This is a genomic window from Bradyrhizobium sp. AZCC 2262 (assembly GCF_036924535.1).
Classification (GTDB): Bacteria; Pseudomonadota; Alphaproteobacteria; order Rhizobiales; family Xanthobacteraceae; genus Bradyrhizobium.
The window spans coordinates 7,443,524-7,464,917 of record NZ_JAZHRT010000001.1 but is presented as its reverse complement, the minus strand read 5'-3'; the positions used below and the strand labels follow the sequence as shown (position 1 = coordinate 7,464,917).

Genomic DNA, 21,394 nt, shown 5'->3' with positions numbered 1-21,394 from the left:
AAGCGCGCGCCATGGCGATCGACGATTCCAGCTCTTCCTCCTTCTTTGCGCCGTGGCCGGACCGGTTGCGGCATTCGGCCATCATCTTGCTCGCCGCCGGCCTCGCGCTTTGCGCCCTCGTGGTGTTGGCCGATCTCTCGCTGGCGCGCGCGATGGCCGTTTTCATCTGTATCGCTGCCGCAGCGCTGGTGCCGTGGCGGCTGCATCATGTGGCGGCCTCGCGTGACGATGTCCGTGCCGTCAGTCCGGTCGAGTCGGCCGCCGTCAGCGCCGTCGTTGCCGGCATGCCGGATCCGGCCGTGCTGCTCGACCGCGCCGGCCGCGTCCTGCATCTCAACGCGGCGGCCGCCCAGCTTGCGCCCGCTTTGCGCAAGAACGAGCTCGCCCAGTTTGCGCTGCGCTCGCCGGAGATCATCACCGCGTTGCGCGAGGCCATCGCGACCAGCGAACCGCGCCGGGCGAGCTATCTGGACCAGGTGCCGGTCGATCGCTGGATGGAACTGATCGTCACGCCGGTACCGGTGCCGACGCTGTTCGGCGGCACCGAGAAATGCATGCTGATGACCTTCCACGACCAGACGCCGCTGCGGCGGGTCGAGGAAATGCGCGCCGATTTCGTCGCCAATGCCAGCCACGAGCTGCGGACGCCGCTCGCGGCGTTGTCCGGCTTCATCGATACGCTGCAGGGTCCGGCCAAGGAGGACGCCAAGGCACGCGAACGCTTTCTTGGCATCATGCATACGCAGGCGACGCGGATGGCGCGGCTGATCGACGATTTGCTGTCCTTGTCGCGGGTTGAATTGTCGGCCCATGTCCGGCCCGACGCCTCGGTCGACATCGTGCCGATCATTCGCCAGGTCGCCGACGGGCTGGAGCCGCTGGCCCGCGAACGCCAGGTCGAAATCGAGATTGATCTGCCGACCGTGCCGGTGACGATCGCGGGCGATCGCGAGGAACTGCTGCGGCTGTTCGAAAACCTGATCGAGAACGCGCTCAAATATGGCGCGTCCGGCGGGCGGGTGATCGTCTCCCTGACGCAGGCCACTTCCGGCGAGGGCGCGCCGGAAGTCCGTATCATGGTCCGGGATTTCGGCCCCGGCATCGCACCGGAACACCTGCCTCGGCTGACCGAACGCTTCTACCGGGTCGATGTCGGCGACAGCCGCGCGCAAGGTGGAACCGGGCTCGGTTTATCCTTGGTGAAACATATTCTTAACCGCCATCGCGGCCGGCTTTTGATCGAAAGCGTGCCGAAAAACGGTGCCGTCTTTACCGCCTGTTTTCCCCAGGCCAAAACCCCGCCATCGGCATAAACACAAGCAATTTCAGTCGCTTGATTGTGTCATCCAACTGTCATCGAACCTTCGTAAAAGCTCTATCGACCGCTCCTAGATGAGCGACAGGTGAGCGCGATCGGGCGCAACAGGCGCTTCGCTCACCAGATGGAGACCAACCATGAATTTCCTCAGGACAATCGTCGCTGCCGGCCTGGTCGCCGCTTCGGCGTCGGCCTTCGCTGCCGATATCACCGGCGCGGGCGCCACCTTCCCCTTCCCGATCTATTCGAAGTGGGCCGACGCCTACAAGAAGGAGACCGGCAACGGCCTGAACTACCAGTCGATCGGCTCAGGCGCCGGCATCAAGCAGATCCAGGCCAAGACCGTGACCTTCGGTGCCACCGACGCGCCGCTCAAGCATGAGACGCTGGAGAAGGACGGCCTGGTGCAGTGGCCGATGGTGATGGGCGCGATCGTGCCGGTCGTGAACCTCGAAGGCATCAAGCCGGGCGAGCTGGTGCTGTCGGGCGAAGTGCTCGGCGATATCTATCTCGGCAAGATCAAGAAGTGGGACGATGCCGCGATTGCAAAGCTCAATCCGAAGCTGAAGCTGCCGGCCGACGCGATCACCGTGGTCCGCCGCTCCGACGGTTCGGGCACCACCTTCAACTTCACCGACTATCTGTCAAAGTCGAACGCCGAATGGAAAGCCAAGGCCGGTTCCGGCACCGCGGTCGAATGGCCGACCGGCGTCGGCGCCAAGGGCAATGAAGGCGTTGCCGGCAATGTCGGCCAGACCAAGAACGCGATCGGTTACGTCGAATACGCCTACGCCAAGCAGAACAAGCTGACCTATGCGGCGATGATCAACAAGGCCGGCAAGACCGTGCAGCCGACCATCGAAGCGTTCCAGGCGGCCGCCTCCAACGCCGACTGGGCCAAGGCCCCCGGCTATTACGTGATCCTCACCGACCAGCCCGGCGAAGCCTCGTGGCCGATCACGGCGGCGACCTTCATCCTGATGCACAAGGATGCGACCGACAAGGCGGCGTCCCAGGAAGCCATCAAGTTCTTCAAATGGTCGTTCGAGAAGGGCGCCAAGATGGCCGAAGAGCTCGACTACATCCCGATGCCGGAATCGGTCGTCAAGCTGATCGAAAAGACCTGGACGGCTGAGATCAAGAGCTGATCGGGCGGGCTTCGCGCGCCCGGTCATTCCGGGGCGCGAGTGAAACGAGCGAACCCGGAATCTCGAGATTCCGGGTCTGGTCCTCCGGACCATCCCGGAATGACGCGGGGTAAATCGTCAACAGAATCGCTCAGAGCAGAAGCGACATTTTTTCGGACTTGCTATAAGTACAGGGGATCAGCGTGGCAGAGATGACGGTCGAAAGCGACGCAATGGACGCTGCCGGACCCTATGATCGCGCAAGGGCTCTCAGCGCGTTCAAGCTCGGCGACGTCACCTTCTATTGGATCACGCGCGCCTGCGCGATCTCGGTTCTCCTCATCCTCGGCGGCATCATCCTTTCGCTGATCGTCGGCGCTCTTCCCGCGATGCGTGAATACGGCGTGGCCTTCCTGTGGACGCAGCGCTGGGCGCCGTCGGCCGATCCGCCGGTGCTGGGTGCGCTCGGCCCGATCTACGGCACGCTGATCACCTCCGTGATCGCGATGATGATCGCCATTCCCGTCGGCCTCGGCATCGCGGTGTTCCTCACCGAAATCTGCCCGATCTGGCTGCGCCGCCCGATCGGACTTGCCGTCGAGCTGCTCGCCGGCATCCCCTCGATCATCTACGGCATGTGGGGCTTCTTCGTGCTCGGCCCGTTCCTGGCCAACACGTTCCAGCCGTTCATGATCAGCCTGTTTGACGGCGTCCCGGTGCTTGGCGCGATCTTCGCTGGTCCCCCGTCCTATCTCAGCCTGTTCAACGCGTCATTGATTTTGGCGATCATGGTGCTGCCGTTCATCACTGCGATCTCGGTCGACGTCTTCAAGACGGTGCCGCCAGTGCTGAAGGAGGCGGCCTATGGCGTCGGCTGCACCACCTGGGAAGTCGTCCGCAACGTCGTCATTCCCTACACGCGTGTCGGCGTGATCGGCGGCATCATGCTGGCACTCGGCCGCGCGCTCGGCGAGACCATGGCGGTGACCTTCATCATCGGCAACTCGTTCAAGATCCAGTCCTCGATCTTCGCGCCGGGCACCACGATCTCGGCGGCGATCGCCTCTGAATTCGCCGAGAGCGACGGCTTGCACCAGTCGGGCCTGATCCTGCTCGGCTTGCTGCTGTTCGTGCTGACGTTCTTCGTTCTCGCCGCCGCGAGGCTGATGCTGATGCGGCTGGAAAAGAAGGCGGGGAACTGAGATCATGAACCCGATTTACGTAGCCCGCCGCCGCAACAACATCATCATCAAGTTCCTCTGCCTGGGCGCCGCTTTGTTCGGCGTGACCTGGCTGGCGCTGATCCTGTTCACGCTGTTTTACAACGGCCTCTCCGGGCTCAACCTGGCCGTCTTCACCCAGGATACGCCGCCGCCGGGCTCGACCGATGGCGGCCTGCGCAACGCCATCATCGGCTCGATCATGATGACCGTGATCGGCGTCGGCATCGGCGCGCCGCTCGGCCTGTTCGCCGGCACGTATCTCGCCGAATACGGCAAGCACGACAAGCTCACCTCGGTGATCCGCTTCATCAACGACATCCTGCTGAGCGCGCCGTCGATCATCATCGGCCTGTTCATCTACGGCGCCATCGTGGTGCCGATGGGCGGCTTCTCGGCCTTCGCCGGCTGCCTGGCGCTCGCCGTGATCGTGATCCCCGTGGTGGTTCGCACCACCGAGGACATGCTGGGACTGGTGCCCAATCCGCTGCGCGAGGCGGCCTCCGCGCTCGGCCTGCCGCGTTCGCTGGTGATCCGGCGGATCGCCTATCGCGCCGCGCGGTCGGGCCTGATCACCGGCGTGCTGCTCGCGACCGCCCGCGTCGCCGGCGAGACCGCGCCGCTCTTGTTCACCGCGCTGTCGAACCAGTTCTTCAGCCTGAACCTGACCAAGACGATGGCGAACCTGCCGGTCACCATCAACAACTTCGTGCAGAGCCCCTATGTCTACTGGAAGCAGCTCGCCTGGAGCGGAGCCCTGCTGATCACGCTCACCGTATTGGCCTTGAACATTGGCGCGCGCATTCTTGGCGCCGAGAGGACATCCAAATGACCGATCTCTCCGTATCCGTGAGTAACGCGACCGGGCCCGTTCCGCAGGTGGCGCTGCCCGAGGCCGCGCCCAAGGTCACCGCCCGCGGCCTGAACTTTTACTATGGCGAGCACCATGCGCTGAAGAACATCAACCTGACGCTCGGCACCAACCGCGTCACCGCCTTCATCGGCCCGTCCGGCTGCGGCAAGTCCACGCTGCTGCGGATCTTCAACCGGATGTACGACCTCTACCCCGGCCAGAAGGCGACCGGCCAGTTGATGCTCGACCAGACCAACATCCTCGATTCCAAGCTCGATCTCAATTTGCTGCGGGCCCGCGTCGGCATGGTGTTCCAGAAGCCGACGCCGTTTCCGATGACGATCTACGAAAACATCGCCTTCGGCATCCGCCTCTATGAGAAGATCTCCAAGTCGGAGATGGATGGCCGGGTCGAGAAGGCGCTGCGCGGCGGCGCGCTGTGGAACGAGGTCAAGGACAAGCTGAATGCAAGCGGCCTGTCGCTGTCCGGCGGCCAGCAGCAGCGGCTCTGCATCGCGCGCACGGTCGCGGTGCGGCCCGAGGTGATCCTGTTCGACGAGCCTTGTTCCGCGCTGGACCCGATCTCGACCGCCAAGATCGAGGAGCTGATCCAGGAACTGGCGGAGGATTACACCATCGCCATCGTCACCCATAACATGCAGCAGGCGGCGCGCGTCTCGGACAAGACCGCCTTCATGTATCTCGGTGAGCTGATCGAGTTCGACGATACCAACAAGATTTTTACCTCGCCGAGCGATCGACGCACCCAGGACTACATCACCGGTCGGTTCGGCTAGAGCATGATCCGGAAAAGTGGAAACCGGTTTTCCGAAGAGATCATGCTCAAACAGCGAAATAAAATCATGATCCGGTTCAAACCGGATCCTGATTTGAGGAGATAGCACATGGCTTCTGAACACACCGCCAAGGCATTCGACAGCGACCTTCAGGAACTGACTCGCCTGGTTGCCGAGATGGGCGGCATGGTCGAGCGGATGATCACCGAATCCGTCGACGCGCTGGTCCGTCGCGACGTCGCGCTCGGCAAGCGTGTCGTCGCCACCGACGTCGAGATCGACCGTCTGCAGCATCTGATCGAGGAGCGCGCGGTGCTGACCATCGCGCGCCGCCAGCCGATGGCGATCGATCTGCGCGAGATCGTCGGCGCGATGCGGGTGGCCACCGATCTGGAGCGGATCGGCGACCTCGCCAAGAATATGGGCAAGCGCGTCGCGGCGCTGGAGAACGATTTCCAGCCCTTGAAGCTGATGCGCGGCCTTGAACACATGACCGACCTGGTGCTGTCGCAGGTCAAGTCGGTGCTGGACGCCTATGCGGCGCACGACCTGCCGGCGGCGATGGCGGTCTGGAAGGGCGACGAGGAAGTCGACGCCATCTGCACCTCGCTGTTCCGCGAACTGCTCACCTACATGATGGAAGACCCGCGCAACATCTCGTTCTGCATCCATTTGATGTTCTGTGCCAAGAACATCGAGCGGATCGGCGACCATGCCACCAACATCGCTGAAACCGTGTTCTACATGATCGAGGGACAGCAGATGCTCGACAAGCGCCCGAAGGGCGACATGACGAATTTTGCCACGACCGTACCGAACACTTGACACAGCGTTTTCAAGCGAAGTGGAGACCGGTTCGCATAGCAATCAAGTTTACGCAGATTGCGTAGACTTATCTGCGTGAAAACGCGTCAAACAGAAGAGGCGATAGCAGAATGAGCGCGCGCATTATGGTGGTCGAGGACGAGGAAGCGCTGACCACGCTGTTGCGCTACAACCTCGACGCCGAAGGCTATGATGTCGAAACCGTCGCCCGTGGCGATGACGCCGATACGCGGTTGAAGGAACGCATTCCCGATCTCGTCGTGCTCGACTGGATGCTGCCCGGGCTGTCGGGCATCGAGCTGTGCCGCCGCCTGCGGGCGCGGCCGGAGACCAAGCAGTTGCCGATCATCATGCTGACGGCGCGCGGCGAGGAGAGCGAGCGGGTGCGGGGCCTGGCGACCGGCGCCGACGATTACATCGTCAAGCCGTTCTCGGTGCCGGAGCTGCTGGCGCGGGTGAAGGGACTGCTGCGGCGGGCAAGCCCCGAGCGGCTCGCCACCGTGCTCACCTATGGCGACATCGAACTGGATCGTGAGAAAAGACGCGTCGCGCGTTCCGGCCGCCAGATCGATCTCGGCCCGACCGAGTATCGCTTGCTGGAATTTTTCCTGGAGCATCCCGGCCGCGTCTTCAGCCGCGAGCAATTGCTCGACAGCGTCTGGGGCCGCGACATCTATATCGACGAGCGCACCGTCGACGTCCACATCGGCCGCCTGCGCAAATTGCTCAACCCGGGCCGCGAGCAGGACCCGATCCGCACCGTGCGCGGCGCGGGATATGCGCTGGATGATCGGTTCGCGAAGGTGGAGTCGTAATAGCTCTATCGTTGTCCGCACATTGCATCGTCGTCCCCGCGAACGCGGAGACCCATAACCACCGATGTAATTTGTTGAAGAGAGCTGGAGCTCCAGCGTGACATAACCACGAACGCCGGTGGTTATGGGTCCCCGCTTTCGCAGGGACGACAACGTTGAGTTCGTAGTCCGGGTGAAGCGAAGCGCAACCCGGGAATCTAACCCATAGCGACATAGTCCCGGATTTCGCTTCGCTCCATCCGGGCTACGATAACCGCCTCTTACCGCGTCGGCTTCGGCTGATGCCTCCGCCGGTCGGCTGCCGGCTGATACGCGACGCGCGAGTGATGCGCGCAATAAGGCAGGCCCGAAAGCGCCTTGCCGCCGCAGAAGAAGAATTCCGGGCTCGAGGGATCACCGACCGGCCAGTGGCAGGTGGCTTCGTTCAGTTCGAGCAGCGACAGCCGCTGGCTCATCGGCACCACGTTATCGAAGGCGATCGGATCAGGCTCCATCTCGACCTCGAAGGCGTGCGCCAGCGCGGTGTTGCCGCGCGAGACCGGGCGTGAGACCCGCATCATCTGTTGCGCCGGGCGTGCCTTGCGCTGCCGTGGGGCTGCCGAGGAGGGGCTCTTGGCGCGGCCGGACAGGCCCAGCCGGTGCACTTTGCCGATCACTGCGTTTCGCGTCACATTTCCGAGTTCCGCGGCGATCTGGCTGGCCGATAATCCGGCTTCCCAGAGCTTCTTCAGCTGCTCGACGCGATCGTCGGACCAGGTCAATACCGTCATCGTATTCTTCCCTTCGCGTCGCGCCGGCCAACCCAGGGCAGCGCTGGCGATGTCATTCGTCTCAAAAATCCCTGCGGTCAGAATCCCTTAGCCCTCGCCGGGCGCAAAAATCGCGCCCGAACGTGTACGCTTACACAAAATGGACTCTAGGGATCAGAACTGCCGCACGAGATGTCGTACCCGACAACCCAGACGCTACAATATGGCGTGACTCTGGCGCAAGAGTCCGGGCCCGCGCGTCCACATGTTCCGGACATCTAGGCATTGCACTGCGTGTTTTCCACCACACCGCAATCCTACGGATTTCCTGCCTTGCAGTGCATGAAAGGCGGCCTCGTGGCATGTTGACAGCGCTCCCCGCCCACATAGAATACCTCTTACGTGCCGCCCTTAAGAGGCGGCACGTTTCGTTTTCGCAAGACCGGCCGTTGCCGCGTTCGCGCCCATGCACGCGTGTGCTCCGCGGCAGGTCTTGAAACCAGGTCTCAAACCTTCAGTGATTGCCATGACCCATAGCGCCACGTCGCATCTGCTCCCCGTCTTTGCCAGGGTCGATCTCGGCTTCGAGCGCGGCGAGGGCTGTTGGCTGACCGCCACCAATGGCGATCGCTATCTCGACTTCACCTCGGGTGTTGCGGTGAATGCGCTGGGTCACTGCCATCCGCACCTGATCGCGGCGCTGCAGGAGCAGGCGACAAAACTCTGGCACATGTCGAACCTGTTCAAGAGTCCGGACGGCGAGAAGCTTGCCGCGCGGCTGTGCGGGCAGAGCTTTGCCGACCTCGTGTTCTTCTGCAATTCCGGCGCGGAAGCGATGGAAGGCGTGATCAAGGTCGTGCGCCGCTATCAATTCTCCAAGGGCCATCCCGAACGCTATCGCATCATCACCTTCGAGGGCGCCTTCCACGGCCGCACCCTCGGCACGCTCGCCGCCACCGGCTCCGCCAAATATCTCGAAGGTTTTGGCCCGCCGATGGACGGTTTTGACCAGGTGCCGCACGGCGATCTCGAAGCAGTGAAAAAGGCGATCGGTCCGCACACCGCGGGCATCCTGATCGAGCCGGTGCAGGGCGAGGGCGGCGTGCGCTCCGCGCCGCAATCTTTCTTCAAGGCGCTGCGCCAGCTCTGCGACGAGCACGGCCTGCTGCTGGCGTTCGACGAGGTGCAGACCGGCATGGGCCGCACCGGCGATCTCTTTGCCTACAAGCGCGTCGGCGTGACCCCTGATGTGATGTCGCTGGCCAAAGCGCTCGGCGGCGGCTTTCCGATCGGCGCGGTGCTGGCGACCGCGGAAGCGGCAAGCGGCATGATGCCCGGCTCGCACGGCTCGACCTTCGGCGGCAATCCGCTGGCGATCGCGGCGGCCAATGCCGTGCTCGACGTGATGCTAAAGCCCGGCTTCTTCGACCATGTGCAGAAGATGTCGCTGCTGCTCAAACAGAAACTGGCCTCCGTGGTCGATCGTTATCCCGCCGTGCTCTCGGAAGTGCGCGGCGAGGGGCTTTTGGTCGGCGTCAAGGCCGTGGTGCCGTCGGGCGATCTCGTCAACGCGTTGCGCGGCGAGAAATTGCTCACCGTCGGCGCCGGCGACAATGTGGTGCGGTTCCTGGCGCCGCTGATCGTGACCGAGGCCGAGATCGACGAGTCCGTTCAGATGCTGGAGCGCGCCTGCGCCGCACTGTCGGGTAATCAGTTGAAGAAGGCGGCGGGATGATGAGCAAATCCGTCCGTCACTTTCTAGACATCAGCGAACTGCCGCCAATGGAGTTGCGCAACATGCTGGCGCTGAGCGCCGACATGAAGGCGAAGCTCAAGGCACATGACAAGGGCAACAAGCCGCTCGAAGGCAAGACGCTGGCGATGATCTTCGAACGTCCGTCGACCCGCACGCGGGTGTCGTTCGACGTCGGCATGCGCCAGCTCGGCGGCGAGGCGATCATGCTGACCGGCGCGGAGATGCAGCTCGGCCGCGGCGAGACCATCGCCGACACCGCGCGCGTGCTGTCGCGCTATGTCGATGCGATCATGATCCGCATCCTCAATCACGACGCGCTGCTGGAATTGGCCGCGCACGCGACCGTGCCCGTGATCAACGGGCTGACGCGGCGCTCGCATCCCTGCCAGGTGATGGCCGATCTGATGACCTTTGAGGAGCATCGCGGGCCGATCGAGGGCAAGACCGTGGCCTGGACCGGCGACGACAACAACGTGCTGGCGTCATGGGCGCATGCGGCGGAGCGTTTCAAGTTCCAGCTCAATGTCGCGACCCCGCCGCAGCTCGCGCCGAACAAGGCGATGAAGGACTGGATCAAGGCGACCCAGGCGCCCATCGTGCTCGGCAATGATCCCGAAGCCGCCGTTCGCGGCGCCGATTGCGTCGTCACCGATACGTGGGTGTCGATGGGCGACAAGGACGGCGAACATCGCCACAACGTGCTCAAGCCCTATCAGGTCAATGCGAAGCTGATGTCGCTGGCCAAGCCGGACGCGATCTTCATGCACTGCCTGCCCGCGCATCGCGGCGAGGAGGTCACGGATGAAGTGATCGACGGCCCGCAATCGGTGGTGTTCGACGAGGCCGAAAACCGCCTGCACGCGCAAAAAGGCATTCTGGCCTGGTGTTTTAACGAAGTGGCGTAGCCTTCTCCGTCGTCCCTGCGAACGCAGGGACCCATACGCCGCGGCCCTAATGATTGAAGGCAGTGGCTGACGCCTTGCCTAACTCACAACGCCCTGTGGTTATGGGTCCCTGCGCCTTGTGCGCAATTGCGCACTAGGCAGGGACGACTCGTGGAGATATTTCACGCCTCTCAACCCCCTTTCACTTTGCCCTCTCCGACCCCAGATAAAGCGCCATGGATTCACAATCAGAAATCAAAATCACGACCGAGGCGCCCGTTCGCGCGCCCTCGTCCATTCCCGTCGATGACGCGGTGCTGCCGTTCGAGGTCGCCGAGCTCGACCTGCGCGGACGGCTGACCCGGCTCGGCCCCGCGCTCGACGACATCCTGACCAAGCACGATTATCCGCCCGCTGTCGGCAAGCTGCTCGGCGAGGCGATCGTGCTGGCGACGTTGCTCGGCTCCGCCCTGAAATTCGAGGGCCGCTTCATCATGCAGACGCAGACCGACGGTCCGGTGTCGTTTCTGATCGTGGATTTTCAGGCACCCGACCGCCTGCGCGCCTATGCGCGCTATGACGTGAGGCGGCTGAAGGACGGCCAGGATTCAGGCCAACTGCTCGGCAAGGGTCATCTCGCGATGACCATCGACCAGGGACAGGACATGAGCCGCTATCAGGGTCTGGTGGCGCTCGACGGCGGCAGCCTGGAGGACGCGGCGCATGAATATTTCCTGCGCTCCGAGCAGATCCCGACCCGCGTGCGGCTCGCGGTCGGCGAGGAATGGCGCGGCGGTGATGGCAGCGGTCCGAAGCACCGCTGGCGCGCCGGCGGCATGCTGCTGCAATTCCTGCCGAAGGCGCCGGAACGGGCGCGGCAGGCCGACCTGCATCCGGGCGATGCGCCTGACGGTGCGGTGACGCATTCGGTTGCCGAGGATGATGCCTGGGTCGAGGGCCAGTCGCTGATCGGCACTGTCGAGGATGTCGAGCTGATCGATCCTGATCTGTCGGGCGAGCGCCTGCTGTACCGGCTGTTTCACGAACGCGGCGTGCGCGTGTTCACGCCGCTGCCGTTGCGCGCGCAATGCTCCTGCTCGCGCGAGGCGGTGTCGTCGATGCTGAAAAGTTTTGCTGCAAAAGACCGCGCGGAGATGGTGAAGGACGGCAAGGTGGTCGTGACCTGCGAGTTCTGCTCCTCGGTCTACCAGTTCACGCCGCAGGAAGCGGGCGTGGAGGAGTAGGGCGACCTATTGTGCACGCTGTCGCTGCGCGCTCGATGCGCTCCCTCCCCCGCAAGGGGAGAGGGAACGCACCTCGCGAATGGCGACTGGGTTTCGTAGGGTGTCGTCCGTGAAGAACCATCCAAGCGGTTGATCAAGAATCGATTTTCCGGGCGAGATTGGCTTTGAGATTGCAAGCTTTGGGGCTTTGACTGCCCAAAAGCTTGCAATTTCATTTTTGAGGATTCCGTCGAATCGCGAGCCGTGATTCCGTCATCGCATCGGAGGGAGCGATGCGACCAAGGGAACGACGAGAGACGGGACAAGCCGATCTTCTGCGCTCGCGGCTGGACGCGATCATCGACATGGGCCACCCGCTGGTGAAGCTGGCACAGACGATCGACTGGTCGTTCCTGGAGCAGCGGTTCGGGGCGGTCTATGAGGACAAGCCGGGCCGGCCGCCATTGCCGACCCGCCTGATGGCGGGACTCGCGATCCTCAAGCACACCTACGACCTCTCTGATGAGGTGTTGTGCGAGCGCTGGGTGGAGAACCCCTATTACCAGTTCTTCTGCGGCGAGGAGTTCTTCCAGCACCGGTTGGTGTTCGATCGCTCTTCGCTGACGCGCTGGCGACAGCGGATGGGCGAGGAGAAGTTGCAGGCCTTGCTGCAGGAGAGCCTTGCGGTGGCCAGCAAGACCGAGGCGATCAAACCGGCCGATCTTAATCGGGTCATCATTGATACGACGGTGCAGCCCAAGAACGTGATGTTCCCGACCGATGCCAGGCTGCTGAACCGCGCCCGCGAGATCCTGGTCCGGCTGGCGAAGCGATATGGTGTCAAGCTGCGCCAGTCCTATGCCAGGGTGGGCAAGTTCGCGCTGATCAAGCACCAGCGTTATGCCCACGCCAAGCAGTTCAAGCGCGCCAACAGAGCCTTGAAGAAGCTCAAAATCTATCTCGGCCGCATCATCCGCGACATAGGCCGCAAACTCGGCGGCAACGCCGACTTGCTCGGGGGGGTCGTGTTGGAGCGCATGCTGGCGCGGGCGCGACAAGTGCTCGAGCAGAAGCAGCGCCAGCGTGGCCCGAAGCTCTACTCGCTGCACGCGCCGGAGGTGGAATGCATCGGCAAGGGCAAGGCGCACCGGCCTTACGAGTTCGGCGTCAAGGTCTCGGTCGCCACTACGCTGGCGCACGCCAAGGGCGGGCAGTTCGTGAGCCATGTGAAGGCGCTGCCCGGCAACCCCTATGACGGCCACACACTTGCAACCGTCATCCCCGAGATGGAGGCGCTGATCGGCAACACCATCGAGCGCGCGCTCCTCGACAAGGGCTATCGCGGCCACAACGCTCCGCCCGATTACAAGTTCAGGGTGTTCATCTCAGGACAGAAGCGGCGGGTGACGCCACAGATCAAGCGCCAGCTGCGACGGCGTTCCGCCGTCGAGCCGGTCATCGGCCACCTCAAATCCGAGCACCGCATGGGCCGCAACTACCTCTGGCATCGTGAAGGCGACGCCATCAACGCCGTCCTCGCCGCCGTCGGCTATAACTTCCGCCGCCTGATCTGCTGGCTCAGGCTCTTGTTGTGGCAAATCATCGCCACCTTCCCCGGGTCAATCCAGCCTGAAAATCCAGGATTCTTCACGGCCGACTAGGGTGGGAAAAGCGGAGCGTGCCCACCATTCAGGACGAATTTGTTGAAAGATGGTGGGCACGGCGCAACGCGCCTTTGCTCACCTTACTATTTCGCCGGGTATGACGGTCTAGCTCAACAATGTGCGGACCATGTTGGCCGCATCATAGATTTCGATCTGGAGCATCGGGTAAGCCGACTTCAATTTCCGCGCCGCCGTTTCGGCTGCCTCGGCAGTGTCAAACTCCGACTTGAAGTGGCCGTCGACAACCGTCACGAAGCCCTCGGTCGGAGGCCGGTCGGCTCGTATCGCTTTTTTCGGCTCGGGTTCGTCAATTGTGAGGACAGGTTTTTTCATCATGGGGTCATTCGGATTTGCTGTGATAACGACTCAACCCAGCCTGAGAAACTCCGGCGGCAAGGGCATGCGTACGAGGCCGCCGAGATCCAGGGCCTCGCCGCTTTCCGTGATATCCGAGAACAGCACCTCGACATAGGGATGCTGGCGGTTGAGTGCGGCGCCGCGCTGGTATTTCGCGTTCACGATCCGCTCGATCGCAGCAAGATTGCGCTTGCCCAACGCGTTGTACTGATCGCGGAACAGACTCCGTCGTGCTCCCCGGTGCTCGATGGATTCGACCCAGACGTCCATCACCTTGCGGCCGATGAACGCTTCGACCCGTTCAGCTCCGTCCCGCGCGAGAACCCGCAGCCCGTCCATGTTGTGCGGGCCGTCATCGATGCCGAATTTTGTCAGTGACATGTTTTTACGTGACATATTTTTAGGCGACATGGGGAATCCTCCTGTTGCCGACGTTGGTTCATCTCGGCAGTCCGTCGGGGACTGCGCCTCCCTCATCGTCCCATCGCGACAACGCCGCAGCGCCTGATTTTGCGTCGTGATGCGCATCCGCCGCGGGTACATTTTTGCGGCCGGCATCGTTTTTGTGCTTGTGCAGAAATCGGGCGATCTGCCCGCGGAGCGCCGCCGTCTCCAATAATTTTCCGACCGATCCGGCGGTGTCGAAGATCTCGCGTTGCAGCGTCTTCGGAAGCGCGTTCCATTGCATGATGACGGCCGCGCCGAGACATCGCAAGACGTGCTCCTCTTCGGCCGCAAGGGCCAGGCCGCGAGCGCGATTCTGTTCCGCAGCGTTCACGGCGCTGTCGTAGTCATCAGCCAGTCCCTGCTCGTTATCGGCGAGCGCTGAGTGGCGATCCCTTAGTTTCTGAAGTTCGTCGTTTTCGCCCTGATCGCTCGAATGCTTGATCAGTTCGCCGTATGCGGCGGCCTTTTCGCGGTGCTGCTGAGGTCTAAACATGCCGCGTCCTTTCGTTGGAAGTCTCCGCGCAATCCGACCGATTCCGGTTGACGAGGATGGAGCTGTATATGGGGATCAAGGGGTCGAATAACGAGCTCCGGTGACAAATCACCACGTCATCAATCGCGGGGCAAAAGTCGTTCCTGACAGATCGTAGCGGTCCGAACGAATGCGGTTGCGATTTGGCTTCCGCAATGCCCGAATACGGGCTTATGCCGACACCGAAGTCAAAGAAGCCATCGGCACGTCGAATGTGTAGACGAATCCGGTTCGCTCATAGGTCAGCCGCACGTCGCCCCGGAGTTGCCTGCCAAGCGTCTCGATCAGCCGTGTCCCGAAGCTGCGCTGTTTGGGCGGACGGACGGCCGCACCATTCCTCTCGGTCCATGTAAGGCGCAGGCGCTGCGCCTGTTGATCCAGCGTCCAGTTGATGTCGACCCGCCCTTGCGGGACCGACAGGGCGCCAAACTTCGTGGTGTTGGTGCAGAGCTCGTTGAGCGTCATCGCAATGGCGATAACGGCGCCCGACGTCATCCGGATATCGGGTCCCGAAATCGAGAATTTCGGCTCGTCGGGATTGTCGAAGGCTTCGGTAGCGCTGCGGACGATCGTGCCAAGGTTCGCGCTGCTCCATCTTGCCTGCAAAAGCAAATCGTGCGCACGTCCGAGCGCGAGCAGCCGGCCCTCGATGGCGTGCTGTGCGTGTTTGGCTTCGGGCAGGTCGCGCAGGCTTTGCGAGACGATGGCGCCGACGGTTGCGAGCGTATTCTTGATGCGGTGGTGCAGCTCCTCGAGGATCAGCCTCTGCAGCTTGTCGGCCGCTTCGCGCTCTCTGGCGTCGATGCCGGCCGTGGCCAGCAGACTCTGCGCATTGATCTCGGCCTGCGCGAGCAGAAGCCTCAGGCTGACGTTTTCGGCCGCCAGTTCGTCCTGATATGGGGCTGCCTTGCTTGCGGGGCGCGGGTCCGTCCGGAGATCGCTTTCAGACATCGTTGATCGTATCACCATGGGTTAGGTACCGCACTGATCTTCGGTGGCTCGGTTTTGTACGCAATCACGCGATTGGATCGTATTAGGCGTCAAACTGCTGGCGTCTCAGGCGTAGCCGATCATGTCACGCATTTCGGCTATCACTTCCCCGGCATTGAGCGGCTTGCCGAGAAACCTGCTGCGGGGAGGAAGATCGAGGTGCGGCAGGTTCAATTGCCCCGATACCACGATGATCCTGATCGTCGGCCAACGCTCATGGACGGCATGCGCAAGTCCGATGCCGTCCATTGGGCCGGGCATCTGAATATCCGTGCACATCAGCGCGACGTCCGATCGGGATTCCAGGATGGCAACGGCTTCCGCCGCGTCCAGCGCCTCGAGTGGTGTGTATCCGGCGTCTTCCACCATGTCGACCGCGCGCATGCGGAGCACCATCTCGTCCTCGACAATGAGAACGACGGCGGGAACGCATGAATGATCAAGTACCATCGTAACGGCGCTCGCGGGGAACGGGGAACGGCGATCGATCTGGATAGGTGTTCATCTGGGACAAGCATCTCGTTGTCCAAATGATCCCCGCCGGCTCAACAATGACGCAATAAAACCGCCGCCAACAGACTAAGCCCGCGGCCAGCGGAATGCGCTCACCGGATGCGAGCGCTAGATTGCTTGCTCCTGCGTGTCACTCGCTTGGCGGTTCTCCCGCCAGCGCACTCATCACAGGTCTGGCGCGCCGCGCTTGCGGCCGAGAAATTGGTTGATCTCCGCGGCATTTCGAAAGGCCATTGCTTTGTGAATCGCCTCGGTGCGCTCATCCCCCGGCGGCATCTCGCGAGCCTCGTCCAGGGCGGCGACCGCCCCGGCGTTCAGATCGCGAGCCAGCGTCGATGGGGTTTCTTTCTGCCGTGAAACTGCGCGACGCCGGGTCACCATTGAATAACCATCGCAGCGGCGACCAGCAGCACAAGAAAGATCGGCATCAATACCGGGGGTACCAACCACTCACGAAGATCGAATCTGGAATTCGGCATATGACCGCCTTTGGGTTTAGGCGGGAGCGCAAAGCTCTCAGTCACCGATAACAGCCAAGGGGCGCGCGATGATATCGACCATATAGTGATCATCGGCCGAATAGCGAGAACAATCGTAGTTTGTTTTCGGCGCAGGACCTGACAAGCCTTGTAATGCGACACCAAGTAGCCACTTGAGAGACAGCGCGATCGTATTGCTTCAGCATCGCCTTTGCGGCAGCGCGAAGCCTAGCCACGCCAAATCTTGTCAACGACATTGACCAACCGCACGTCGCAACGGTGTGCGTGTCACCGGTCAGGACAGCCAATGGCCATCGAACACACCGCGGTGCAGGTCGTGCAAAGGCCGACGCGGCGGGTGGTTCGCCGGCGCGCGTTTGATCGGTCCCAACCTCATGATTGAGTTTCCAAATCATAGCCGCTCATATGACCAGACCCGGCGAGCCGTGCGGTTCTGGGGGCACGACAGCGCGCTGGAAGCGACATTCTTCATCGACGAAGGCGCATTGAGGCGAATTCAGCCAGATGCTCGTCAAGACGAGTCCGGTTTCCTGAACGTGTTCGATCGCAACCGTGATGCGATATGCGCGGCCGCTGCCAAGGTTTACGTCCGTGGAGGCCGGGGATCTTACGATCTGGTCGCTGCAAATTTTTGAAACGAACACTTTTGATGTGGTCAGCCGGGACGACGTGACAGACCGGGCAGGTGCTCGTTCGTCGCGAACAGAAACTGCAAGCGATCAAGCCCTGGAGGATGTCATGGATACCAGTACAGTGCCGACTTTCCTGGCCTGCGGAGCATTTTTCGTTCTCTCGTTCGTTATGATCTGGGCCTTCTGGTACGTGGAACGGCTGCGGGGAGCAAACGCCCCTCACCTGTGAAGAACGGCGCAAGTTGCGCGCCGCATGTCGGAGTGCCGGGTTGATGCCGGCTGACTACCCGCTCCGGGCGTATTCGAGTTTGCAGTCGAAAAAGCCGCGGATTTCTCCGCGGCTTTGCTCGTATTCGGACTGTTGTCGGCGTTCTCAGTAACGATCGGTGCCGATTCCGACGCTGACGCCGGGGGCGCGGATGCCGATGCCGCCACCGTTCCCATAACCACCGCGCTCGATATAACGCTTTCCGCGTGGAGCATATCCGTATGAATCACCGGGCTCACGGACAATGACGCGGCGTTCACCACCTGCGCGCCAGCATTGGCCTGCCTCATTGCAAACCATGCGGACGTTTTGAATGTTGCTCTCCGGAGCGGCTGATACATTCGGGGAAAGCGGCGCGGCTGAAGCGGCCGTCATGAGAAGCGCACTTGCGCCCGCTGCCAGATAGATCGCGAGATTTTTCATAATGTCTCTTTTCAAAAGGAGTTGTGTCGGGAAGCCAATAGGATCGTAGGGCAATGGTTCCTGCCGCCGGCGATTAATTGTCACTCATCGCGCGTGGTGAGGTCTCGTCGATGCTGAAGAGCTTCTTGCCGAAGGACCCTGCCGAGATGGTCAGGGACGACAAAGGTGGAAATGACCTGCGAGTTCTGCTCGGTTCGTAGATTCTGCAACGCAATAACACGACGGGGCAAATCACTTCTGATTTTCCGAAATCGTGTCAAGCCCGAGAAACAAAAATATTCCGCTTAACTTGTCGGGCAAATCAGTCGCATATCTCCGCCCGTCTCACGGCGGATGAGGGGCGTTGGCCATCGTCACGAACGCGCGGTGAGATGCGATGGACGTGAATGGCGCGAGACGTACGTGCCTTAAGCGTACGGTGAAGTCGTGTGGTTCGGGCGCCGCGGTGCTGGCGTTAAGTTGGCGGGATCTGTCTCGCCGGCGACGGAGGCAAAAAAGCCGTTCTCCGGGAAGAGCACGAAGTAAGTCGTAAAGCCATTGCGCAGGGAAGGCCGGAATGCTCCCGCTGCCCTGTATGCTCGTGTGCAGTTTTGTTTGCGCAAATCGCACGCGAGACCGCGGGTGCAGCAAGCACCCGGTCTTCCCTGCGCCCTCTGTTTCGAAGAGGGACAAACGAAGATGCAAACCTCGGGCGAGATCTGCCGCGAGATCGCGAAATCGTGTCAGGAGCCGTAGCCCGGATGAGCGAAGCGACATCCGGGGGACCACTCTAACACCGCCCCGGATATCGCTTCGCTCATCCGGGCTACAAGCGAGAAGATGGATTGCTTCGCTGCGCTCGCAATGACGGGGAAAGAGCGGCGCCGCTCGTCAGTTCAACACCCGGCCCTTATCGGGGCTGTCCAGCGAGAACGTCGGCACGTCGATCTCGAACCGCTCGCCGCTTGCGTTGACCATCTGGTAGCGCCCGGTCATGAAGCCCGACGCGGTCGGCAGCGGCACGCCGCTGGTGTATTCGAAGCGCTCGCCCGGCGCGAGCACAGGCTGCTCGCCGACCACGCCTTCGCCGCGGACTTCCTGCTTGTGGCCGGTGGCGTCGGTGATGATCCAGTGGCGGGTGCGGAGCTGCACGGTCTCGGCGCCGGTATTGGTGATGACGATGGTGTAGGACCAGAAATACTGGCCGCGATCGACCGACGAGCGCTCGGGGAGGAAGTTCGGCTCGACGGTGACTTCGATCTGGCGGGTGACGGCGCGGTACATGCGGGCGGCTTTCGGAAATCCTGTTCCGTATCATAGCCAAGAATGCCGGGGGAACAATCTCCGGCCCGCCGGGTTTGCCGGGTGTTTGATCGCGGTTTCAACATAGTTCCATTCTAGAGCGCACCCGCGCGCGTCCGGCCCCGTATCTGTTTGCGTATCTTGTCTGCAAGTTGCGGCCCGATATTATCTTTCCCCGGACCGTGCACGCGTAAAAGCTAAACTAACGGTGCCAGATGTCGTCCATTGCCGATCCAGTTGCCGGAACGCCTCTCAGCGATAGCAAGGCCGCGGCGCCCGCCGCGCCGGCGATTGCGCTGCCGGTAGCCGGCGAGCGCGAATTGCGGCTCGACCTGTTTCGCGGAATGGCGCTGTGGCTGATCTTCGTCGATCATCTGCCGACCAATTTCCTGACCTGGTTCACCATCCGCAATTACGGATTCTCCGACGCTACCGAAATCTTCATCTTCATCTCCGGCTACACCGCCGCCTTCGTCTACGGCCGCGCGATGCTGCAGGCCGGCTTCGTGGTGGCGACCGCGCGGATCATGCGCCGGGTCTGGCAGATCTACGTCGCGCATGTGTTCCTGTTCACGATCTTCCTCGCCGAAATTTCCTATGTCGCGACCCGTTTCGAGAACCCGCTCTACAGCGAGGAAATGGGCATCATGGATTTTCTCAAGCAGCCGGACGTCACCATCGTCCAGGCGCTGCTGTTGCGCTTCCGCCCCGTCAACATGGACGTGCTGCCGCTCTACATCGTGCTGATGCTGTTTCTGCCGATCATCCTGTGGCTGATGAAGTGGCGGCCCGACGTGTCGCTCGGCCTCTCGGTGCTGTTGTACGCGCTGACCTGGCAGTTCGACTGGTACCTGACGGCCTATCCCGGCGGCTTCTGGATCTTCAACCCGTTCGCCTGGCAGTTGCTGTTCGTGTTCGGCGCCTGGTGCGCGCTGGGTGGCGCCGCACGGATGTCGCGGATCCTGTCGTCGCCGGTGACGATGTGGATCTGTATCGCCTATCTGACGTTTGCATTCTTCGTCACGTTGACCTGGCACATCCCGCAGCTCAGCTTTCTGATGCCGAAGCGGCTCGAACAGTGGATGTACCCGATCACCAAGACCGATCTGGACGTGCTGCGGTTTGCCCATTTTCTGGCCCTGGCGGCGCTCACCGTGCGCTTCCTGCCCAGGGATTGGTCGGGCCTGAAATCGCCCTGGCTGCGACCATTGATCCTGTGTGGCCAGCATTCACTTGAGATATTCTGTCTCGGCGTCTTCCTGGCCTTCGCAGGGCATTTCGTGCTGGCCGAAGTTTCCGGCGGTGCCTTCTTGCACGCCCTGGTCAGCCTTTCCGGAATCCTCATCATGTGGGGCGTGGCGTGGGTGATTTCGTGGTACAAGCATTCGGCCGACAAAGATGCGTCCAAGACCAAGCGCACGGGCGGCAATGCCGATATGGCGGGAGGGAGCGTATGAGGCCCGGTTCTGGAGCCGTACTGGCCCTGTCCCTGCTCGCCGGCCTTGCGGCCACCGGTTTGGCGCGTGCCGAGGATGCCCCCCAGACCTGTGAGGTGCCGCCCTATCTCCTGAGCACCGAAAGCCTGCTGCCGAAGGTCGCCGACGCCGTCAAGAATGGCCGGCCGCTGACCATCCTCGTGGTGGGCAGCCGTTCCTCGACCATCGCCGCTTCAGCCGACAGCGCCTATCCCGCCCAATTGCAGGCCGCGCTGAAGGAGAAGCTGCCCTCGATCCCGATCAATCTATCCGTAGAACTACAGCCCGGGAAAAGCGCGGAGGAAACCGACACCACCCTCGTTAAGCTGGTGGAAGCAAAAAGGCCTACTTTGGTCATCTGGCAGACCGGAACCGTCGATGCTATGCGATCCGTCGATCCCGACGATTTTCGCGGCGCCGTCGGCGACGGGATTGCTGCGCTGCAAAACGCGGGGACCGATGTGGTTCTGATCAATCTGCAATACAGCCCGCGCACGGAGACGATGATTTCTGTGCCGCCATACCTAGATAATATGCGCGTGGCGGCGCAGCAGCACGATGTTCCGCTGTTCGACCGCTTCGCCATTATGCGTCACTGGAACGACGCCGGAAATTTTGACCTGTTCAGTGCCGTTCATGGCACCGACATGGCCAAACGTGTTCATGCCTGTCTCGGCCGCGCGCTGTCGAAATTTGTGCTCGATGCGGCCCGCCTCGGTCAGGCGCAGCAGAATTAGGGAACTAG

23 protein-coding genes are annotated in these 21,394 nt (G+C 62.1%); 14 read left to right on the top strand and 9 right to left on the bottom strand.

Features of this window, described 5'->3' with window-relative positions:
* The first annotated feature begins 11 nt into the window (after positions 1-11).
* The 7 genes from V1283_RS35095 (at position 12) to phoB (ending at position 6,955) form a co-directional block, all read left to right on the top strand.
* Positions 12-1,313, top strand: a complete 1,302-nt coding sequence (locus V1283_RS35095) for an ATP-binding protein (RefSeq protein ID WP_334391170.1) — start codon at positions 12-14, stop codon at positions 1,311-1,313.
* Between the two features lie 142 nt (positions 1,314-1,455).
* The gene (gene pstS, locus V1283_RS35090; RefSeq protein ID WP_334391169.1) at positions 1,456-2,466 is read left to right on the top strand and encodes a phosphate ABC transporter substrate-binding protein PstS; all 1,011 of its coding nucleotides are present in this window, start codon (positions 1,456-1,458) and stop codon (positions 2,464-2,466) included.
* Between the two features lie 191 nt (positions 2,467-2,657).
* Positions 2,658-3,647 carry a phosphate ABC transporter permease subunit PstC gene (gene pstC, locus V1283_RS35085; RefSeq protein WP_334393289.1) on the top strand — a complete coding sequence of 330 codons (990 nt, stop codon included), beginning with the start codon at positions 2,658-2,660 and terminating at the stop codon, positions 3,645-3,647.
* 4 nt (positions 3,648-3,651) lie between these two features.
* A complete protein-coding gene (pstA, locus tag V1283_RS35080; RefSeq protein ID WP_334391168.1) occupies positions 3,652-4,497 on the top strand; it encodes a phosphate ABC transporter permease PstA in 846 nt (281 codons plus the stop codon).
* Positions 4,494-5,315, top strand: coding sequence for a phosphate ABC transporter ATP-binding protein PstB (pstB, locus tag V1283_RS35075; RefSeq protein WP_334391167.1), 822 nt, complete (start codon positions 4,494-4,496; stop codon positions 5,313-5,315). Before pstA ends, pstB begins: the two co-directional genes overlap by 4 nt.
* 108 nt (positions 5,316-5,423) lie before the next feature.
* Complete coding sequence (gene phoU / locus V1283_RS35070) at positions 5,424-6,140, top strand: phosphate signaling complex protein PhoU (protein WP_334391166.1); 717 nt, start codon at positions 5,424-5,426, stop codon at positions 6,138-6,140.
* 110 nt (positions 6,141-6,250) lie between these two features.
* Complete coding sequence (gene phoB, locus V1283_RS35065) at positions 6,251-6,955, top strand: phosphate regulon transcriptional regulator PhoB (protein ID WP_334391165.1); 705 nt, start codon at positions 6,251-6,253, stop codon at positions 6,953-6,955.
* Between the two features lie 260 nt (positions 6,956-7,215).
* Here phoB and V1283_RS35060 read toward each other — a convergent pair whose 3' ends face one another.
* Entirely contained in the window at positions 7,216-7,725 is a 510-nt protein-coding gene (locus V1283_RS35060; RefSeq protein WP_334391164.1) for a GcrA family cell cycle regulator, read from the bottom strand.
* Between the two features lie 505 nt (positions 7,726-8,230).
* Between V1283_RS35060 and V1283_RS35055 the strand changes: the two genes are divergently transcribed.
* From V1283_RS35055 to V1283_RS35040, 4 genes are all read left to right on the top strand, one after another.
* Positions 8,231-9,439: an aspartate aminotransferase family protein gene (locus V1283_RS35055; protein WP_334391163.1), complete on the top strand. Its 1,209-nt coding sequence runs from the start codon at positions 8,231-8,233 to the stop codon at positions 9,437-9,439.
* A complete protein-coding gene (gene argF / locus V1283_RS35050) occupies positions 9,439-10,365 on the top strand; it encodes an ornithine carbamoyltransferase (RefSeq protein WP_334391162.1) in 927 nt (308 codons plus the stop codon). Before V1283_RS35055 ends, argF begins: the two co-directional genes overlap by 1 nt.
* A 215-nt stretch (positions 10,366-10,580) precedes the next feature.
* Positions 10,581-11,588: an Hsp33 family molecular chaperone gene (locus V1283_RS35045; protein ID WP_334391160.1), complete on the top strand. Its 1,008-nt coding sequence runs from the start codon at positions 10,581-10,583 to the stop codon at positions 11,586-11,588.
* Positions 11,589-11,860: 272 nt separating this feature from the next.
* A complete protein-coding gene (locus V1283_RS35040; RefSeq protein ID WP_334385573.1) occupies positions 11,861-13,228 on the top strand; it encodes an IS5 family transposase in 1,368 nt (455 codons plus the stop codon).
* Between the two features lie 108 nt (positions 13,229-13,336).
* Here the strand turns inward: V1283_RS35040 and V1283_RS35035 are convergent, their stop codons facing one another.
* From V1283_RS35035 to V1283_RS35010, 6 genes are all read right to left on the bottom strand, one after another.
* On the bottom strand, positions 13,337-13,564 hold the full coding sequence (locus V1283_RS35035) for a hypothetical protein (protein ID WP_334391159.1): 228 nt from the start codon (positions 13,562-13,564) through the stop codon (positions 13,337-13,339).
* Positions 13,565-13,597: 33 nt separating this feature from the next.
* The gene (locus V1283_RS35030; RefSeq protein WP_334393288.1) at positions 13,598-13,969 is read right to left on the bottom strand and encodes a signal transduction histidine kinase; all 372 of its coding nucleotides are present in this window, start codon (positions 13,967-13,969) and stop codon (positions 13,598-13,600) included.
* A gap of 58 nt (positions 13,970-14,027) precedes the next feature.
* Positions 14,028-14,528: a hypothetical protein gene (locus V1283_RS35025; protein WP_334391158.1), complete on the bottom strand. Its 501-nt coding sequence runs from the start codon at positions 14,526-14,528 to the stop codon at positions 14,028-14,030.
* Between the two features lie 210 nt (positions 14,529-14,738).
* Positions 14,739-15,518 (bottom strand): sensor histidine kinase, encoded by a 780-nt coding sequence (locus V1283_RS35020; protein ID WP_334391157.1) that lies wholly within the window; start codon positions 15,516-15,518, stop codon positions 14,739-14,741.
* 105 nt (positions 15,519-15,623) lie between these two features.
* On the bottom strand, positions 15,624-16,007 hold the full coding sequence (locus tag V1283_RS35015; RefSeq protein WP_334391156.1) for a response regulator: 384 nt from the start codon (positions 16,005-16,007) through the stop codon (positions 15,624-15,626).
* A 228-nt stretch (positions 16,008-16,235) separates the two neighbouring features.
* Positions 16,236-16,520 carry a hypothetical protein gene (locus V1283_RS35010; protein ID WP_334391155.1) on the bottom strand — a complete coding sequence of 95 codons (285 nt, stop codon included), beginning with the start codon at positions 16,518-16,520 and terminating at the stop codon, positions 16,236-16,238.
* A 406-nt stretch (positions 16,521-16,926) separates the two neighbouring features.
* On the opposite strand from V1283_RS35010, the gene V1283_RS35005 reads away from it, so the two are divergent.
* Complete coding sequence (locus tag V1283_RS35005; RefSeq protein WP_334391154.1) at positions 16,927-17,205, top strand: DUF1488 domain-containing protein; 279 nt, start codon at positions 16,927-16,929, stop codon at positions 17,203-17,205.
* Positions 17,206-17,575: 370 nt separating this feature from the next.
* Here V1283_RS35005 and V1283_RS35000 read toward each other — a convergent pair whose 3' ends face one another.
* Both V1283_RS35000 and apaG read right to left on the bottom strand, forming a co-directional pair.
* Positions 17,576-17,893, bottom strand: a complete 318-nt coding sequence (locus V1283_RS35000) for a hypothetical protein (RefSeq protein WP_334391153.1) — start codon at positions 17,891-17,893, stop codon at positions 17,576-17,578.
* A gap of 870 nt (positions 17,894-18,763) precedes the next feature.
* Positions 18,764-19,156: a Co2+/Mg2+ efflux protein ApaG gene (gene apaG, locus V1283_RS34995; RefSeq protein WP_334391152.1), complete on the bottom strand. Its 393-nt coding sequence runs from the start codon at positions 19,154-19,156 to the stop codon at positions 18,764-18,766.
* A 233-nt stretch (positions 19,157-19,389) separates the two neighbouring features.
* Here apaG and V1283_RS34990 point away from each other — a divergent pair, with 233 nt between their 5' ends.
* Positions 19,390-20,631, top strand: a complete 1,242-nt coding sequence (locus V1283_RS34990; RefSeq protein ID WP_334391151.1) for an OpgC domain-containing protein — start codon at positions 19,390-19,392, stop codon at positions 20,629-20,631.
* Positions 20,628-21,386 (top strand): SGNH/GDSL hydrolase family protein, encoded by a 759-nt coding sequence (locus V1283_RS34985; RefSeq protein ID WP_334391150.1) that lies wholly within the window; start codon positions 20,628-20,630, stop codon positions 21,384-21,386. The genes V1283_RS34990 and V1283_RS34985 overlap by 4 nt, the downstream gene beginning before the upstream one ends.
* Positions 21,387-21,394: the final 8 nt, after the last annotated feature.

What these genes read in the sequence shown, in the direction of transcription:
- V1283_RS35055 (WP_334391163.1), top strand. Translation starts at nt 8,231, where the DNA reads ATGACCCATAGCGCCACGTCGCATCTGCTCCCCGTCTTTGCCAGGGTC.
- phoU (WP_334391166.1), top strand. Translation starts at nt 5,424, where the DNA reads ATGGCTTCTGAACACACCGCCAAGGCATTCGACAGCGACCTTCAGGAA.
- V1283_RS35035 (WP_334391159.1), bottom strand. Translation starts at nt 13,564, where the DNA reads ATGAAAAAACCTGTCCTCACAATTGACGAACCCGAGCCGAAAAAAGCG.
- V1283_RS34990 (WP_334391151.1), top strand. Translation starts at nt 19,390, where the DNA reads ATGTCGTCCATTGCCGATCCAGTTGCCGGAACGCCTCTCAGCGATAGC.
- pstB (WP_334391167.1), top strand. Translation starts at nt 4,494, where the DNA reads ATGACCGATCTCTCCGTATCCGTGAGTAACGCGACCGGGCCCGTTCCG.
- V1283_RS35095 (WP_334391170.1), top strand. Translation starts at nt 12, where the DNA reads ATGGCGATCGACGATTCCAGCTCTTCCTCCTTCTTTGCGCCGTGGCCG.
- apaG (WP_334391152.1), bottom strand. Translation starts at nt 19,156, where the DNA reads ATGTACCGCGCCGTCACCCGCCAGATCGAAGTCACCGTCGAGCCGAAC.
- V1283_RS35030 (WP_334393288.1), bottom strand. Translation starts at nt 13,969, where the DNA reads ATGTCACTGACAAAATTCGGCATCGATGACGGCCCGCACAACATGGAC.
- V1283_RS35025 (WP_334391158.1), bottom strand. Translation starts at nt 14,528, where the DNA reads ATGTTTAGACCTCAGCAGCACCGCGAAAAGGCCGCCGCATACGGCGAA.
- V1283_RS34985 (WP_334391150.1), top strand. Translation starts at nt 20,628, where the DNA reads ATGAGGCCCGGTTCTGGAGCCGTACTGGCCCTGTCCCTGCTCGCCGGC.
- phoB (WP_334391165.1), top strand. Translation starts at nt 6,251, where the DNA reads ATGAGCGCGCGCATTATGGTGGTCGAGGACGAGGAAGCGCTGACCACG.
- pstS (WP_334391169.1), top strand. Translation starts at nt 1,456, where the DNA reads ATGAATTTCCTCAGGACAATCGTCGCTGCCGGCCTGGTCGCCGCTTCG.
- V1283_RS35040 (WP_334385573.1), top strand. Translation starts at nt 11,861, where the DNA reads ATGCGACCAAGGGAACGACGAGAGACGGGACAAGCCGATCTTCTGCGC.
- V1283_RS35020 (WP_334391157.1), bottom strand. Translation starts at nt 15,518, where the DNA reads ATGTCTGAAAGCGATCTCCGGACGGACCCGCGCCCCGCAAGCAAGGCA.
- V1283_RS35045 (WP_334391160.1), top strand. Translation starts at nt 10,581, where the DNA reads ATGGATTCACAATCAGAAATCAAAATCACGACCGAGGCGCCCGTTCGC.
- pstA (WP_334391168.1), top strand. Translation starts at nt 3,652, where the DNA reads ATGAACCCGATTTACGTAGCCCGCCGCCGCAACAACATCATCATCAAG.
- pstC (WP_334393289.1), top strand. Translation starts at nt 2,658, where the DNA reads ATGACGGTCGAAAGCGACGCAATGGACGCTGCCGGACCCTATGATCGC.
- argF (WP_334391162.1), top strand. Translation starts at nt 9,439, where the DNA reads ATGAGCAAATCCGTCCGTCACTTTCTAGACATCAGCGAACTGCCGCCA.
- V1283_RS35060 (WP_334391164.1), bottom strand. Translation starts at nt 7,725, where the DNA reads ATGACGGTATTGACCTGGTCCGACGATCGCGTCGAGCAGCTGAAGAAG.
- V1283_RS35015 (WP_334391156.1), bottom strand. Translation starts at nt 16,007, where the DNA reads ATGGTACTTGATCATTCATGCGTTCCCGCCGTCGTTCTCATTGTCGAG.
- V1283_RS35000 (WP_334391153.1), bottom strand. Translation starts at nt 17,893, where the DNA reads ATGAAAAATCTCGCGATCTATCTGGCAGCGGGCGCAAGTGCGCTTCTC.